Source organism: Roseibium sp. (assembly GCF_965232425.1).
GTDB lineage: Bacteria > Pseudomonadota > Alphaproteobacteria > Rhizobiales > Stappiaceae > Roseibium.
The window spans coordinates 6054511-6070131 of the sequence record NZ_OZ246971.1; the positions used below are offsets into that span (position 1 = coordinate 6054511).

The window sequence follows — 15621 nt, forward strand, 5'->3', positions numbered from 1 at the left end:
ACCGATGTCTTTGCCGCTTTTCCTGACTCTTGAGATGTGGGCCAAACGAGGCAGCCTCCTCGCGGCAGCAAGTTGTCTTGCCATCACGGCCGGTTTCCTGCATCCGGCGACCGGCGCGAAGGCACAGGATCTGACCAGCAGCCTGACGGGTGATGTCGACCCGAACGAGGAAATGCTGCTGGAATCAAGCGAAATCACCTACGATTTCGACAATGACGTGATTGTCGCGACCGGCGACGTTCAGGTCTATTACGACGGCAACACCGTTCAGGCGCATCAAATCGTCTTCGATCGCAAGTCGGGCCAGCTGACGGCGCGCGGCAACGTCATCTTCATTGAAGCGGACGGAAACGTGGTGCGCACATCCGAGTTGACGCTGTCGGAGGACTTCGCCGACGGGTTCGCCAACGCCCTCCAGATCGATACGACCAAGCGCACGCGTTTTCTTGCCGAGAAGGCGCGCCGTGAGGGAAACAATGTCACCACGATCGAGAACGGTGTCTACACGGTCTACACCAAGCCGACCAACCCGCCGGACAAGCCTCCGCTCTGGCGCGTGCGGGCGGAAAAGATCATTCACAAGCAGCAGGAAAAGATCATCCGTTTCGAGAATGCGGCGTTCGAGGTCTATGGCAAGCCGATTGCCTGGCTGCCGTATCTGTCGATGCCGGACCCGACCATCAAGCGCAAGTCGGGCTTCCTGATCCCGAGCGGTGTCGTGAATGACAAACTCGGATATGGCGTCACGGTTCCCTACTACTGGGCGCTCAATCCGCATTACGACCTGACGACCACGCTGACGCCGCTGACCAAACAGGGACTGTTCGGAGACGTTCAGTACCGGCACAGGTTCGAGCACGGCCAGGTCAGTTTCTCGGCCGCCGGCCTGTTCCAGGCGCAGCCGGGCGAGTTTTCAACATCCAGGGCGGACGAACGCTGGCGCGGTGCGGTCAACTCGACCGCCGTGTTCGACCTGAGCAGGGACTGGACCCTCGGCTGGAACGTGACCTACAAGAGCGACCGGCAGTTCTTCAAGGACTACTCCATGGCGAGCTTTGGTGGCGGCGATCCTTCGGAGATTTATCTTGAAGGCAGAAACGACCGCAACCTGCTGTCGGTCAGGGCCTACGCCTTCCAGATTTCCCAGGAAGACTACGAGGACAGTGACTTCGATGCGGACGGCTTCTCGCCTGTCGGCAGTTCGCTTCAGGACAAGCAGCCTCTCGTCCTTCCGGTCATCGACTACGACTACGTTTTCGCCGACCCGATCCTTGCCGGTGAACTGTCCCTTGCCGCGAATTTCACCTCTCTGACCCGCGACGAAACCGACGCATTTTCCATCGATGGCGGCACGACGGCCAGGTTCCGCGGCGTGGACGGCACCTTTTCGCGCCTCTCGCTGCAGGGAGACTGGCGGCGGACATTCATCGACCCGCTCGGCCAGTCCTTCACGCCGTTTGCCTATATGCGCGGCGACCTGTTCTTCCTCGCCTCGCCCGATTCCGATGTCACCGCCTTGGCCGGAGAGAGTTTCGTGGGCCGCGCGATGCCGGCCATCGGGCTTGAGTACCGGTATCCGATCATCGCCGCGTTCGATGGTGGCAACCAGGTTTTCGAACCGATCGCCCAGATTGTCGCGCGCCCCAATGAACAACGGATCGGCGAATTGCCGAATGACGATGCACAGAGCATCGTGTTCGACACCACGACGCTGTTCGACTACGACAAGTTTTCCGGTTTCGACCGTGCAGAAGGCGGCACCCGTCTCAATGTCGGCCTGAATTACAAGCTGCAGCTCAACAGCGGCTATTACCTGAGCGGCCTGTTCGGCCGTTCCTATCAGCTGGCCGGCGACAACTCCTATGCGACGCCGGACATTCTCGGGGCCACCGAGGATTCCGGCCTGGCCACGACCCTGTCGGACTATGTCGGCAGCCTGTACCTGGACACGCAGTACGGCGTCAAACTCGGTGCGCAGGCGCGTTTCGACAAGGACGATTTCTCCGTCAACCGGCTACAGGCCCAGGCAAGCGCGATCTACGGTCCGGTGGTCTCGTCCCTCGCCTATGCGTTCCTGGGTGAACAGCCGGATGTCGGCATCGACACCCCGCGCGAAGAAATCCTGGGTTCGGCAAGCCTGCGTCTTCAGGAAAACTGGAGGGTGTTCGGCTCGATGCGCTACGATATCGAGAACTCGAATATCGTTCAGGATGGTGTCGGGATCGGTTACGACGACGAAGGCTTCTCTTTCTCAATGTCTTACGCGGAGGACCGTAGCCGGAACGACGGTGACTCGGTCAACCGCACGCTCTATTTCCGGATCGGCCTGAGAACGATCGGCAATACCCAGGTTTCCAGCGGCGCGCTAAACTAAATCATCCTGTCAACGAACCGGTTCCGAGTAACGTAAACCAGCGCCGTTCACGACATTATGTCCGCATAAGATTTGGCGAGACATTTTGCTGCCATGATATCAGGCATCATGCAGGTATTATTTTGAAATCGCGCCGCTTATATGCGAGAAAGCAAGCCACAATAACACTAGCTTCGGTTTGGCTGCGGGCCAACACAGAAGGTTGACCAATGCGACTGCGTTTTGCCCCTGTTTTCCTGAGCCTTGTCCTGGCACTGATGACGCCGGCAATCACCCCGGCCCATGCGGCCATCAAGGTGATCGTGAATGACGTGCCGATCACGGACTACGACATAAGCCAGCGTGCGCGCCTGATCACCCTGACGCAGCGCAAGTCGTCGTCTGTCGCAAAACGTCAGGCGCAGCAGGAGCTTATCGACGATCAGGTAAAACTCGCCGAAGCGGACAGAATGGGCATCGATATCGGCCAGACGCAGATCGACAACGCCTACAACAATATCGCCCGCAACGTGAAGATGTCGCCATCCCAGCTTTCCAAGGCGCTGCGCAGCGGTGGCGTGCAGCCGGCGACGCTCAAATCGAGACTGAAAGCGCAGCTCGCCTGGAACCAGCTGCTCCAGCGCAGGTTCCGCGGTCAGATCGAGGTGGATGAGTCAGATATCATCGCCGCGCTGCAGAAGAAAGATGAAGCCGACAGGCAGAAGTCCATTGAATACGACCTCAAACGCGTGATCGTGGTCGTGCCGAAGAACTCGTCAGGCGGCTTCAAGTCAAAGCGCAAGCAGGAAAGCAACAAGATCCGGTCGGCATTCAACGGCTGTGACGATGCCGGCAGCGTCCTCGGCCAGTACAGCGAGGTCGTGGTGCAACCGATCGGGCGGCGCCTGGAAACCGAGCTGCCGCCCAACATGCGCGATGAAATCAACGCGCTTACCCCTGGCAGCCTGACAAAGCCGTCCACAACGCCGGTCGGATACGAGATGATTGCGGTATGCGGCAAACGGGAAATTGCGTCCGACATCGGTGCCCGAGCCGAGCTCGAGAACGAGCTGCGCGCCAAGGAAGGCGAAAGCCAGTCACGCAAATACCTGATGGATGTGCGCCGCCGCGCGACGATCATCTACCGCTGAGCCCAGATGAGCCCCAAGCAATCGCCGATCGCGGTCAGCATGGGGGAGCCAGCCGGGATTGGTCCGGAACTCTCCCTGCTTGCCTGGTGGAACCGGAAAGCCATCAAGCTCCCCTGCTTTTACGTTCGGGGGGACGCGGCTCTTCTTGGCGCGCGCGCGAAAAGAATTGGCCTGAAAGCCAGGGTGATTTCCTGCACACCGGAAGACGCACCGAAGGCCTTTAACAAGGGATTGCCCGTGGTCCAAACCGGGGCTTCGCTGGTCGATACACCCGGCGAAGAGCAGGACACGGCTGCCTCCTCGGTCGTTGAGGCCATTGCAGGCTGCGTCGAAGACATCAGCACCGGACGTGCATCGGCACTCGTCACCAATCCGATCAACAAGGCAGCTCTCTACAAGACCGGCTTTGCATTTCCCGGTCACACGGAGTTTCTGGGCGCCCTTTCGCAGCAGCACTGGCCGGGCACGGAGGCAAAACCGGTCATGATGATCGCGGGTCCCGAGCTGATGGTCGTGCCCGTTACCATTCATATCGCGATACGGGAGGTTCCCGACGCGCTGAATCGGCAGCTCATCGTCGACACGGCGCTCATCGCGGCAAAGGATCTCCAGACCCGTTTCGGGTGTCAGAACCCGAGGCTCGCGATTTGCGGTCTCAACCCGCATGCTGGTGAAAACGGCTCGATGGGAAAAGAGGACGAGGACATCGTCAAACCGGCCGTCGAGCAGCTGAAGGAGATGGGCATACACGCAACAGGACCGCACCCCGCCGACACGCTGTTCCACGCCGCGGCGCGGACACAGCATGATTGCGTGCTCGGCATGTATCACGACCAGGTTCTGATCCCCGCCAAGACCCTCGGCTTCGATGACAGCGTGAACGTCACGCTCGGACTGCCCTTCGTCAGGACGTCGCCCGACCACGGGACCGCCTATTCCATCGCCGGCAGCGGAACCGCGCGTATCGATAGTTTCGCCGCTGCCCTGCGCATGGCGAGCGCCCTGTCAAACCCCGACTTGCTGTAGTTGACCCCGCATGGCCCAGATTGACGACCTGCCCCCGCTGCGCGACGTGATCGCAGCACACGGATTGAACGCCAAGAAATCGCTTGGCCAGAACTTTCTGCTCGATCTCAACCTCACATCGCGCATCGCCCGTTCGGCCGGAGATCTTGCAGAAGCGACAGTGCTGGAAATCGGGCCGGGTCCTGGCGGGCTCACCCGGGCGCTGCTTGCCGCCGGCGCGCGCAAGGTCGTCGCAATCGAGAAGGACGCTAGGTGCCTGCCTGCGCTGGCGGATATCGCCAGCCACTACCCGGACCGCCTTGAGGTGATCGAAGGCGATGCGCTGCAACTGGACCCGGTGTCGCTGACCGGGGGCGGCGTTGTCAGGATCGTCGCCAACCTGCCCTACAATGTCGGGACACAGCTGCTTCTGAATTGGATCACGACACCGCAATGGCCGCCGTTCTGGTCCTCCCTGACACTGATGTTCCAGAAGGAAGTCGCCGAGCGCATTACTGCGGAACCCGGGACGAAGGCCTTTGGACGCCTTGGTGTGCTCGCCGGCTGGCGGTGTCATAGCGGTATACTCTTCGATATCAGCCCGAAAGCCTTCACACCGCCGCCCAAGGTGACCTCGGCTGTCGTTCACCTGACACCAAGGGCGGATCCCCTGCCCTGCGACCTGAAGTCCCTGGAGAAGATCACCGCCGCGGCCTTCGGCCAGCGCCGCAAGATGCTGCGCGCCAGCCTCAAGCCGCTGTCACGGGATGCGGAACGCCTGATCGAGACAGCCGGCATCAAGCCGACGGCGCGCGCGGAGGAAATCGATATTGAAGGTTTTGTCCGTCTGGCGAACACGTTTCCCCTGTCGCCCGCGGCGTAACGGGTCAACGGCCTGGGTTTCAGCTCTTGTCGCCGAGCTCCGTTTCCAGGTCATCGACCATGCCCTGGATGAGAGGGCCGATCTTCGGCGAACGGAACTGCTTCAATCGTTCCGCCCTCAAAATGGCACGGACATTTTCGTAAGCGCGTTCCAGGTCATCATTGACAACTACGTAGTCGTATTCGGACCAGTGGCGCATTTCACCAACGGCCGTCTTCATCCGCTTTGCGATGATCTCGTCGGCATCCTCGGCCCGCCGGAACAATCGCGATTTCATCTCGGCGATGGATGGCGGCAAAATGAACACCGAAACCACGTCCGAACGCATCTTTTCGTAGAGCTGAAACGTGCCCTGGATGTCGATGTCAAAGAGGATATCGCGGCCGCTCTCGATGGCATCCTCCACCGGGCCGCGCGGTGTTGCGTAATAGTTGCCGTGAACTTCCGCCCATTCCAGAAGCTCGTCATGCGCACGCATCTGCTCGAAGCGCTTCGCGTCAAGGAAATGATAGTGAACCCCGTCCACCTCGCTGGATCGGCGCGGGCGCGTCGTGACGGAAATGGACAGTTCCAGATTGTCTTCCTTGTCGAGCAGCAATCGGGCGATCGTGGACTTGCCCGCCCCTGAGGGAGATGACAGCACCAGCATCAGCCCCCGGCGCTGCTGTTCCGCCTGCTCTGCGCTGACAGTGGTTCCTGCAGGTGTCGCGGTCATGGGTGTCACTCCAGGTTCTGTATCTGCTCACGCATCTGATCGATGACGGCCTTGAGGTCCAGCCCAATTGCCGTCAGATCCACATCATTGGACTTCGAGCACAGTGTATTGGCTTCCCGATTGAATTCCTGCGCCAGGAAGTCAAGCCGCCGCCCGACGGCGCCTCCCGTTCCCATCAGGTCCCGCGCCGCCGATACATGGGCGTGCAGCCGGTCGAGTTCTTCCCGGATATCCGCCTTGGTCGCGAGAAACACGGCTTCCTGGTGCAGGCGCTGCGGGTCGAACTGGCCGTCGGACGCCTCCATCAGGTCTGCGACCTGTTTGCGGAGCCGCTCCTTGATCGCGTCCGGATGCCTTGCCGGAAGATCTTCGGCCGCCTGGGTGAGCTGCGATATCCTGTCGAACTGCGCGCGGACGACATCGCTGATGGCCTGTCCCTCCGTGTGACGCATGTCGACGAGATCGATCAACGCGGCGTCGAGCGTCGTCAGCAGAGCCCTGTGCAATGCTGCCTGCGTTTCCTCGTCGTCTTCCGGCTCCTTCAGTTCGAAGACGCCTTTCTGAGACAGGATCCCGTCGAGCGAGGGTGGCGCGAGATCCGGAACCCGGTCCTTCAGAAGGTCGATGGTCGACAGGACAGCTTCCAGCGCGCTTTCATTCACCTGGAGGAGCTGTTCCGACTGGTCGCGGTGCATGGCAAGGCCGATCGAGACGTTGCCGCGCCTCAGCACCTTGCTGCAACGTTCGCGGATCTGAGGTTCCAGGGCTTCCAGCCCGGCCGGAATGCGAATCCGCAGATCCAGGGACTTTCCGTTCACCGACCTGAGCTCCCAGGTCCAGCGGACCACCCCGGATTCCCCAACCGAACGTGCAAACCCCGTCATGCTGGCTAACGCCATTTGCCCCCTCCGGACTTGAGACAGGACACTCTGCCCTGCCGCTCTCGGATCCTGCGTGCCGATCCGCCTAGTTGGACGTTGCAGGTTCCGTGTTCTGCTGTTGCTCGGCCTGGCGGCGCTGCCGTTCTATCTGCCGCCACTTGCGAACGTTTTCCTGATGCTGCTCATAGGTTTCGGCGAACACATGGCCACCCGTGCCGTCGGCAACAAAGAACAGATCCTGGGTCCGGGACGGGTTCGCCACGGCTTCCATCGCCGCCCTGCCCGGATTGCCGATCGGACCGGGCGGGAGCCCGTCGATCTGGTAGGTATTATACTGGTTCTGGGCGTTGATCTCGGACTGCTTGATGGCTGAGCGGTCTTTCAGCCAGGCCTCGCCGCCGTAAAGTCCGTACAGGATCGTCGGATCGGATTGCAGGCGCATGCTCTTGTTCAGACGATTGACGAACACACCGGCAACCCTGGGGCGTTCATCGGCAAGCGCGGTTTCCTTCTCCACGATCGATGCGAGAACCACGAGTTCCTCGGGGGTGGCAACCGGCAGATCGTCCGTGCGCCGTTCCCAGATTTCAGCAAGAAGCCGCTCCTGGGCCTCTTTCATCTGGCTAAGAACCTCCTGCCGCGTCGTGCCGCGCGCGAAGGTGTAGGTCTGTGGCAGCAGGTCCCCTTCCGCCGGGACCTCCGTTATTTCGCCGACGAGGATCGGGTGCTCACGCACACGTTCCAAAATCTGTGCGGTCGTCCAACCTTCGGGGATCGTGACGGAATGCGTCACGGCGTTGCCCTCTACCAGATCGGTCATGATCTCGTGCATCGACACGCCGGGCGCGAAGGCGTATTCGCCCGCCTTCAGGTCCGTTGCGTTCTTGTAGAACCTGATCCCGAGATTGAAGACCCACTCGTCAAAGACGCTGTCGCCGATGACACCGCTTCCGGCGAGCCTGTTGGTGATGCCGGAAAGACCCGATCCCGAAGCGATCACGACGGTGGCGTCCTCGGCCAGAGGGCCGGGTTGCTCGAATTTCGTCTTGCCGAAGTAAAGTGCTCCACCCACGGCAGCAAGGCCGAAGACCGCAAGCGTGATGATGAGATTGCTCAGGATCACCAGGGGATTGCGCACATGCCTGGAACGCTGGGGCGGTGCCGGTGCAGGTTCTGGCTGCAACGCTTCGCGGGGGCTTTTCGGCTTTATGCGCATATTGGGTCACACCTCCAAGATTGAGCCCTTTGCACTGAATTGGGCTCAAGCGGACCAGTCGTCACATTCAATTTCTCCAGCCGGGCTGTGAGAATCAGTACCGGCAGGACAGAACTTGAAGGGGTTATGCGGCAACTTTACGGAAGACAAGCGATGCGTTCGTCCCGCCAAAGCCGAATGAGTTCGACAAGGCCACATTGATGTCCAGTTGCTTCGGCGCATGCGGCACCAGATCGATCTCCGTTTCCACGGAAGGATTGTCGAGATTGATCGTCGGCGGTGCCATGCCATCCCGGATCGCCAGGATCGAGAAGATTGCCTCGACGGCCCCGGCCGCGCCAAGCAAGTGCCCGATCGACGACTTGGTCGACGACATCGTCAGGCCCGAGGCGCTTTCGCCGGCCAGCCTGGTTACGGCGCCGAGCTCGATTTCATCGCCGAGAGGCGTGGAGGTTCCGTGCGCATTGACATAGTCAATATCCGCAGGCGTGATGCCGGCGCGCTTCAGGGCGGCTTCCATGCATCTGTAGGCACCGTCGCCATCGGAAGACGGCGCCGTGATGTGATAGGCATCGCCGGACAGACCGTAGCCGATCACTTCGGCATAGATCGTGGCACCCCGCTTCACGGCATGTTCGTATTCTTCCAGAACCACAACGCCGGCGCCTTCCCCCATGACGAACCCGTCACGGGCGATGTCATACGGGCGGGACCCCTTTTCGGGGGTATCGTTGAAACCGGTCGACAGTGCCCTGCAGGCGGCAAACCCGGCAATCGCCAGACGGCAGACCGGAGATTCCGCGCCGCCGGCAACCATCACGTCCGCGTCGCCGAAGGCGATCAGCCGCGACGCATCGCCGATTGCATGCGCGCCCGTCGAACAGGCGGTCACAACGGCATGGTTCGGCCCCTTCAGGCTGTGCCTGATGGAGACATAGCCGCCGGCGAGGTTGATCAGCCGACCGGGAATGAAGAAGGGACTGACGCGGCGCGGGCCTTTCTCGGCGAGCAGGTGCGCGCCCTGCTCGATGCCCTGCAAGCCGCCGATACCCGAACCGATCAGGACGCCGGAGCGCGCCTGCTGTTCGTAGGTTTCGGCCTTGAAGCCTGAGTCCGCCATCGCCTGATCGGCGGCAGCCATGGCGTAGACGATGAAGTCGTCGACCTTGCGCTGTTCCTTGACGTCCATCCAGTCATCCGGATTGAACGCCCCTTCCTCGCCAGGGTCGCGGGGGATCTGGGCGGCAATCTGGCAAGCCAGATCGTCGACCTTGAAATTCGTGACCTTGTTGGCCCCGCTCTTTCCTTCGAGGATCCCTTTCCAAGTGGCATCGACGTTACCGCCAAGCGGCGTCACCATGCCCAACCCAGTTACGACAACTCGCCTCATACACCTGCACTTACGTTGGAAGGGCCAGGCGGAGCACTCCCCGCCGGCCCGATCTTAACCCAAATTCAAGCAGGGTTGCCCCTTACTTGTTTGCTTCCAGAAACTTGACCGCGTCACCGACAGTCAGGATGGTCTCGGCAGCCGTGTCGGGAATTTCAACACCGAACTCTTCTTCAAATGCCATGACCAGCTCGACGGTGTCGAGGCTGTCAGCGCCAAGATCATCGATGAAGCTTGCGCCTTCCACAACCTTGTCGGCGTCAACACCGAGGTGTTCAACAACAATTTTCTTCACCCGATCCGCGATATCGCTCATCTTTCACTTCCTTATTTTTCGTCTATTCAGCACTCGCGAAACTGTCTCGGCCCATTGAACAAGGAGACAGTACCAACTCGCGGTCTTGAAGATGTCTCAGCGTCACTGCGCCGGGAGACCGGACCCAACAACGCAATTCGTAACAATCGGCGGGTTGGTAACACACTTTGTTGACCATTACCAGCCAGTCCGGACCGCTTTGAAACGGCCTGGTTTCTTTTTGCCTGCTCGGCAAAATTCCCTTTTAAATCATGGCCATGCCACCATTGACGTGAAGTGTCTGGCCCGTCACGTACGCGGCCTCCTCACTCGCCAGATAAAGCACGGCAGAAGCAATCTCGGCAGAGGTGCCCAATCGACCGGCAGGAACGCTCGCCAGAATTGATTCTTTTTGCTTGTCGTTCAGCGCGTCGGTCATGGCCGTTTCGATGAAACCGGGCGCCACGGCATTGACCGTAATGTTCCGGCTCGCCACTTCGCGCGCAAGGGACTTGTACATGCCGATCATTCCCGCCTTTGCCGCGGCATAGTTGACCTGACCGGGATTTCCGGTCACACCGACCACGGAGGTGATGCCGATGATACGGCCGGAGCGGCGTTTCATCATGCCCTTGATGGCGGCCCGGCAAATGCGGAAACCGGAGCTCAGGTTGACCTCGAGCACCTGATCCCACTCCTCGTCCTTCATGCGCATGAAGATGTTGTCACGCGTGATCCCGGCATTGTTCACAAGAATGTCGACCGACCCCATTTTCTCCTCGGCTGCCGGCAACAGGGCGTCGACGGCCGCACGATCCGACAGGTTGGCCGGTGTCACGTATGCCCGCTCGCCCAGCTCGGATGCCAGAGCTTCCAGCTTTTCAGCGCGTGTGCCCGAAAGGGAAACGGATGCTCCTTGTGCGTGCAACATGCGGGCAATCGCTTCACCGATGCCACCCGTTGCGCCCGTGACGAGCGCGTTCTTGCCTTCCAAGCTGAACATTTGGGGTCCTTCCCTCATCAATCTTCGATCCTGCGCATGGCGGCATCGCGCCACGAGCGATGCGGACTATCCGCCGAGCTTCTCAACCAGCGCGTCAATGTCTTCCGGCGTGTTCACGGCCATGCCCGTCGATTCCTTGTGAATGCGCCTGATCATGCCCGAAAGCACCTTGCCGGTGCCGACTTCGACAAAGGTGTCGACGCCCTGACCCGCAAGCCAGAGCACGCTTTCGCGCCAGCGAACGGTGCCGGTTACCTGCTCGACCAGCCGCGCGCGGATGTCCGACGGATCGGAGATCGGCTCGGCCAGAACGTTGGCGACCAGCGGCACCGCCGGCGACCTGACTTCGGCATTCGCAAGCGCTTCTGACATGGCGTCTGCGGCCGGCGACATCAAGGAGCAGTGAAACGGTGCGCTGACCGGCAGCATCACGGCGCGCCGGGCACCCTTTGCCTTGGCAATCTCGACCGCACGCTCAACGGCAGCAAGATGGCCGGAAACCACCACCTGGCCCGGAGCATTGTCGTTGGCGGCCTGGCAGACCTCGCCCTGCGCGGCCTCCTGGGCGACTTCCGCGGCAACGTCGAAGTCCAGACCGAGCAAGGCCGCCATCGCGCCCATGCCGACCGGAACGGCGTTCTGCATGGCATCCCCGCGTACGCGGAGCAGACGGGCGGTTGTTGCGAGGTCCAGGCTGCCCGCAGCGGCCAGCGCCGAGTATTCTCCAAGAGAATGCCCGGCGACGAAGGCGACGCTGTCTTTCAGGTCCAATCCCTTCGCCTCAAGCACGCGCATGGTGGCGAGGCTGACGGCCATCAGCGCGGGCTGGGCGTTCGCCGTCAGTGTCAGTGTCTCTTCCGGGCCATTCCACATGATGTCGGACAGTTTCTGTCCGAGCGCATCGTCCACTTCATCGAAGACGGCTTTTGCCTCGGGAAAGGTATCGGCAAGCACCTTGCCCATTCCGACGCTCTGGCTGCCCTGGCCTGGAAATGTGAACGCTATGGTCATCTGGATTTTTCTCCATATCGGCTGCGGCGCAGATGTTTTCTTCTGTCTGGTTCCGCGGCAAGGAAGAGAATGTCTCACGCAGCTTTTCCACACAGCCGCACGACGTTGGCGGCAGCCTATGAAACGGAGACCCTAGGCATGTCAAGCCCCAAAGGCCAAGTTTGCGCCGGACGAAAAGCGTAAAGGGCCCAAACAGCGCGCTCTAGTGCGGTGAATTTGAAGTTCGTTCGAAGCCCGCCGCAACAGGAGTCGAACTTCAAATTCAGGTAACTAGTGCGCATTCAGCGGGATCAGGTCGTTCAACCATCGGACAGTCTCTTCGGTAATGTGTGTCTCCTGGACCTCGCCATCCGAATTGCGGAGCTCGGTCTTACTCAGAAGTTCCACAAAGTTCGTGTTCCGCTGAAGTTTTTTGTACGCCTCCAGAGTTTCCTTGTCCGGTGATCCCGATGCCGGCAAGGTCTCCAATCCGGCGGACAGCGGTTCGACCCAGTCCGGGTGCCGGCTCAGGATCGACCATGAGTTCGGATAGCCGACCATCAGAACAACACCGATGACAAGCTGACGCCATTGCTCTCCGCCGAAGTCCGCTTCGTCGTAGTCTTCTTCGGTCAGCAGCAGGCTGTTCTGATACATGAAGACGGCATTGATAATCCGCTTGATGTGACGCGGATTGCCCGGGAGAAATCGTGCCAATGGCTGAAGCCAGTGGCGTATGGCTTCCTCGACCTCCTCCCTTTGCGCGGCGCGGCGCAGCACCGCTTCCTCGCGCACCGCTCTTTTCAGGGCGCGGTCTCCTCCGACCGTCTTGCTTTGCTCGGCCCCCACCGCCGAGATTTCCTGCGCGGTCCGGGCCTGGGACATCTCGCGGCGGACCCTGAGCAGCTCGTCCGGTGACACTTCTGCGGGAAAATCCCCACTCGTCTCACCGCTCCGGGCCTCCGGTTTGCCTCCGTCTTCAACGGTTCCGCCCGCTGGTGCGTTCGGCCTAGACGTGCCATTTGCTTCCGCCGCTGCGTTTTGATCTCCGGCCGGCGGCGCTGCCGCGCCACCGGCAGATCCGGACCTCCGGCCGGTCAGGACCTCGCGGACATAGTCCTCCTTCTTTCCGGATATGCTGGGCAGAATGAAGGAGAGCTGAATGGCCTTTTCGACAAAGCGCCCGCCGAACGTATGCTCCGCACCGACATCGATCTTGTTCATGTCCTCGTGGCAGACCTCGAAGGCCTGTTCGATCCAGTTTCGGTCACCGAGGAGCAGATAGACAACCCGCGGGCTCTTGAGGATCGTCTGCAGACCGCGGGTCATCTCGACAACGAACTTGGGTTCGCAGCGGTCGATGTCATCTATAATCACGAGAACGGGGCGCTCGACGGCCTGCATCATTCTTGCAAAGTGCCGCCGGAAACGCCGGAGCGGGTCCGTCGACCCGAGCGCAACTCTCTCGCCGAGCGCATTGCGGCCCGGTGCAAGCGCATCGGCCAATACGGTGACCGCCGCAACGACAAAGGATCCGGACCCGGTGATCAGTGCAAGCACCACCCCGATGCCGGAGGTGGTCGCAACAACTGCCTTGTCGGAACCGGCCGCCACTATGCCGAACTGATAAAGCAGGTAACCGACGACAAAAGACGCACCAGCGATGACAAGCTGGATGGCCACTTTTGGCGTTGTCAGCCGCCACCAGAGTTCCCGGACCCACAAGCCGCGCCAACGGTCGAACCGGTCAAACCAGCTTTCTTGCCTGTTCCTGTAACTGCCGTCGCCCTTCTGAACGACTTCGGGGCACCCCTCCTCGCGGATGGCGCGGAAACAGACCTTGCGGATCGTCTGGTAAAAGCTCCACCAGGGCGGATCGACATGCTGGTTGAGCCAGGCGTTATAGGGAACGATGATCCAGGGACGGCGCGCCGTGCGGTCATATTTTGCCCGCTCGTTTTCAACGAGGCCGCCCTTTTCATGCGCCGCGGCCAGAAACAGCCCGCTCATGTCGGTGCGGTCCGGATAGCGTTTTTGCAGGAATTCCGGAACCTTGTCGTCGAGACCGGGATGGAGTGTCCGGGCGATCAGGTTGGCAAAACTCGTCTTGCCTCCTCCCCAGGGCGCGTCAACGTGCGCAACAAAACCCGGCGCTTCTTCCTGCGAATGCCGATCCGCCCCGTCTCCCAATCCCTGCACATCGCACCAGATCTCGTGCAGCGCCCATGCCAGAGCCATGGCAAGCGGCGCGCGTCCAAGCGCATCGTGATCCCGCTCCGCATCGTCGCGGCGCATGCTGATTTCACCCGTGATCCGTTGCCGGGCCACGTCATCGATATCAAGAAACGCGTCCTGAACAGGATCGGGTGCGTCGCTCAGGAACGGCTGCCAACCCCTGGAAACAAGAAATTCGTTCAGCCGGACGGCCTGATCCTCCGGCAGGTCCAATACGGCACCTTGCCAGTATTTGCGGTCAATGCCGGCGGCTTCAATCGCTTCCGTGCGCGGGACAAGCCTGGATTCGTCGAACTCGAGAACCTTTGTCTGAAAGCCGCTCCAGTCGTCTTCATCCTTCGGGCTCAGTTCGTTCGAGAGCACCGTTCCCGTCCCGACGACGCCACCGGTTTTTTTTGTCCGCCAATAGATGACCAAATCGCCCGGCTCGAGATCACGCGGCAAAGCCTTTCTGGTTTTCCACCAGAGCGCTTCGCCTTTCTGAAAGGCTCCCGTTGGCGACCACTGATCCGGGTTGTACTGCAACAGCCAAACATTTCGGGCTGCGGGAACGCTTTCCGATGGTTCCGCGTCTTCTTCAGATGTCCCCTCCGATTCCACCGGAGCTTCCGAAAACTCATGCCGCAACTCCTCCATACGCCGGTCCACGGCCTCATCGCCGCCCTCCTCGGCAAGATCCGTAAGCTCCCTGATCGTGGAATTGACCAATGCGGGTCCCTCAGCCCACATCGCCTCGGGTAAAGTCACGCTCGCGACTTCCAATGCTACGTTTTGCGCCGGGCGGCCGGACAGACGGTCTTCGTACCATCCGGTCCAGACCTCCCAGTCCCGTCCAAGAGACAGGAGCCGGGATTTCAGGTTTTCCCACTCCTTGTAAACCTCGTCGGGGATTTGATTGTCAGGCCAAAGTGGCGTTTCAGCGAGGCCGAAGGAGCTAACAGTGGATTCTATATGATCAAGATCGGCTTCAAGAGCGGACACGCTGGCGGTACTGGCGGTGGCCGCAGCGGCGGTAGCGGTGGCGGCGGCGTCGGCGGAGGCTCTGTTGGCGGCGGTGGCGACGGCGGCGAAGGCAGCGAAAGCGTCGTCAGCTGCGGTCGCAAAGGCGGCGAAGGCATCAGCGCTGACAGCGGCGGCGGTGGCAGCGTCGGCGGCAGCTCTGGCAGCGTCAGCAGTGGTGAAGGCACCGCTAGCGGCGGCAGCCCTGGTGGCGGCGGTGGAAGTGGCAGCCCACATCTCATTGCTACGAGCTGGATATCTGGCTGCAGCCAGTGGCAATGCCATGGCACGGAAGAGCGGCAGGAGTATGCTGTCCGGAGCCTCCAGCTTGTTGTTGAACAAGCCGGCCAACATTGGCGCGACCCGCTGTGCCGACCTGGCCGCGATGACGAGCGCGACGTCAACCGGTCGCTCATTCAGCCAGCCCTCGAGTATTTTGCGGTCAAACCCCTTAGATACTTTTGTCATGGCCAATCCCCCACTCACACTCTATGCGCGCAGGTGC

12 protein-coding genes are annotated in these 15621 nt (G+C 60.9%); 4 read left to right on the forward strand and 8 right to left on the reverse strand.

Translation table 11 applies throughout. The annotated features are described in order from the left end of the window. Window positions 1-4: 4 nt before the first annotated feature. The 4 genes from ACO08A_RS27630 (at window position 5) to rsmA (ending at window position 5392) form a co-directional block, all read left to right on the forward strand. Window positions 5-2374: an LPS-assembly protein LptD gene (locus ACO08A_RS27630; RefSeq protein WP_422039057.1), complete on the forward strand. Its 2370-nt coding sequence runs from the start codon at window positions 5-7 to the stop codon at window positions 2372-2374. A gap of 209 nt (window positions 2375-2583) precedes the next feature. Then, entirely contained in the window at window positions 2584-3504 is a 921-nt protein-coding gene (locus ACO08A_RS27635; RefSeq protein ID WP_422039058.1) for a SurA N-terminal domain-containing protein, read from the forward strand. A gap of 6 nt (window positions 3505-3510) precedes the next feature. Next, the gene (gene pdxA / locus ACO08A_RS27640; RefSeq protein WP_422039060.1) at window positions 3511-4530 is read left to right on the forward strand and encodes a 4-hydroxythreonine-4-phosphate dehydrogenase PdxA; all 1020 of its coding nucleotides are present in this window, start codon (window positions 3511-3513) and stop codon (window positions 4528-4530) included. 10 nt (window positions 4531-4540) lie between these two features. After that, window positions 4541-5392 carry a 16S rRNA (adenine(1518)-N(6)/adenine(1519)-N(6))-dimethyltransferase RsmA gene (gene rsmA, locus ACO08A_RS27645; protein WP_422039062.1) on the forward strand — a complete coding sequence of 284 codons (852 nt, stop codon included), beginning with the start codon at window positions 4541-4543 and terminating at the stop codon, window positions 5390-5392. 19 nt (window positions 5393-5411) lie between these two features. Here rsmA and gmk read toward each other — a convergent pair whose 3' ends face one another. From gmk to ACO08A_RS27685, 8 genes are all read right to left on the reverse strand, one after another. Then, complete coding sequence (gene gmk / locus ACO08A_RS27650; RefSeq protein ID WP_422039063.1) at window positions 5412-6107, reverse strand: guanylate kinase; 696 nt, start codon at window positions 6105-6107, stop codon at window positions 5412-5414. A gap of 5 nt (window positions 6108-6112) precedes the next feature. Next, entirely contained in the window at window positions 6113-7006 is an 894-nt protein-coding gene (locus ACO08A_RS27655) for a YicC/YloC family endoribonuclease (RefSeq protein ID WP_422039064.1), read from the reverse strand. Window positions 7007-7073: 67 nt separating this feature from the next. Next, window positions 7074-8204 (reverse strand): endolytic transglycosylase MltG, encoded by a 1131-nt coding sequence (gene mltG, locus ACO08A_RS27660; RefSeq protein ID WP_422039065.1) that lies wholly within the window; start codon window positions 8202-8204, stop codon window positions 7074-7076. Between the two features lie 124 nt (window positions 8205-8328). After that, a complete protein-coding gene (gene fabF / locus ACO08A_RS27665; RefSeq protein WP_422039066.1) occupies window positions 8329-9594 on the reverse strand; it encodes a beta-ketoacyl-ACP synthase II in 1266 nt (421 codons plus the stop codon). Window positions 9595-9676: 82 nt separating this feature from the next. Next, a complete protein-coding gene (locus tag ACO08A_RS27670; protein ID WP_006931822.1) occupies window positions 9677-9910 on the reverse strand; it encodes an acyl carrier protein in 234 nt (77 codons plus the stop codon). 244 nt (window positions 9911-10154) lie between these two features. After that, window positions 10155-10892: a 3-oxoacyl-[acyl-carrier-protein] reductase gene (fabG, locus tag ACO08A_RS27675; RefSeq protein WP_421982594.1), complete on the reverse strand. Its 738-nt coding sequence runs from the start codon at window positions 10890-10892 to the stop codon at window positions 10155-10157. A 66-nt stretch (window positions 10893-10958) separates the two neighbouring features. Continuing rightward, window positions 10959-11903, reverse strand: coding sequence for an ACP S-malonyltransferase (fabD, locus tag ACO08A_RS27680; RefSeq protein ID WP_422039067.1), 945 nt, complete (start codon window positions 11901-11903; stop codon window positions 10959-10961). A gap of 270 nt (window positions 11904-12173) precedes the next feature. Beyond that, window positions 12174-15584: a P-loop NTPase fold protein gene (locus ACO08A_RS27685; RefSeq protein WP_422039068.1), complete on the reverse strand. Its 3411-nt coding sequence runs from the start codon at window positions 15582-15584 to the stop codon at window positions 12174-12176. Window positions 15585-15621 lie beyond the last annotated feature (37 nt).

Coding starts and splice junctions, on each gene's coding strand:
- ACO08A_RS27630 (WP_422039057.1), top strand. CDS start 5: ATGTCTTTGCCGCTTTTCCTGACTCTTGAGATGTGGGCCAAACGAGGC.
- ACO08A_RS27635 (WP_422039058.1), top strand. CDS start 2,584: ATGCGACTGCGTTTTGCCCCTGTTTTCCTGAGCCTTGTCCTGGCACTG.
- pdxA (WP_422039060.1), top strand. CDS start 3,511: ATGAGCCCCAAGCAATCGCCGATCGCGGTCAGCATGGGGGAGCCAGCC.
- rsmA (WP_422039062.1), top strand. CDS start 4,541: ATGGCCCAGATTGACGACCTGCCCCCGCTGCGCGACGTGATCGCAGCA.
- gmk (WP_422039063.1), bottom strand. CDS start 6,107: ATGACCGCGACACCTGCAGGAACCACTGTCAGCGCAGAGCAGGCGGAA.
- ACO08A_RS27655 (WP_422039064.1), bottom strand. CDS start 7,006: ATGGCGTTAGCCAGCATGACGGGGTTTGCACGTTCGGTTGGGGAATCC.
- mltG (WP_422039065.1), bottom strand. CDS start 8,204: ATGCGCATAAAGCCGAAAAGCCCCCGCGAAGCGTTGCAGCCAGAACCT.
- fabF (WP_422039066.1), bottom strand. CDS start 9,594: ATGAGGCGAGTTGTCGTAACTGGGTTGGGCATGGTGACGCCGCTTGGC.
- ACO08A_RS27670 (WP_006931822.1), bottom strand. CDS start 9,910: ATGAGCGATATCGCGGATCGGGTGAAGAAAATTGTTGTTGAACACCTC.
- fabG (WP_421982594.1), bottom strand. CDS start 10,892: ATGTTCAGCTTGGAAGGCAAGAACGCGCTCGTCACGGGCGCAACGGGT.
- fabD (WP_422039067.1), bottom strand. CDS start 11,903: ATGACCATAGCGTTCACATTTCCAGGCCAGGGCAGCCAGAGCGTCGGA.
- ACO08A_RS27685 (WP_422039068.1), bottom strand. CDS start 15,584: ATGACAAAAGTATCTAAGGGGTTTGACCGCAAAATACTCGAGGGCTGG.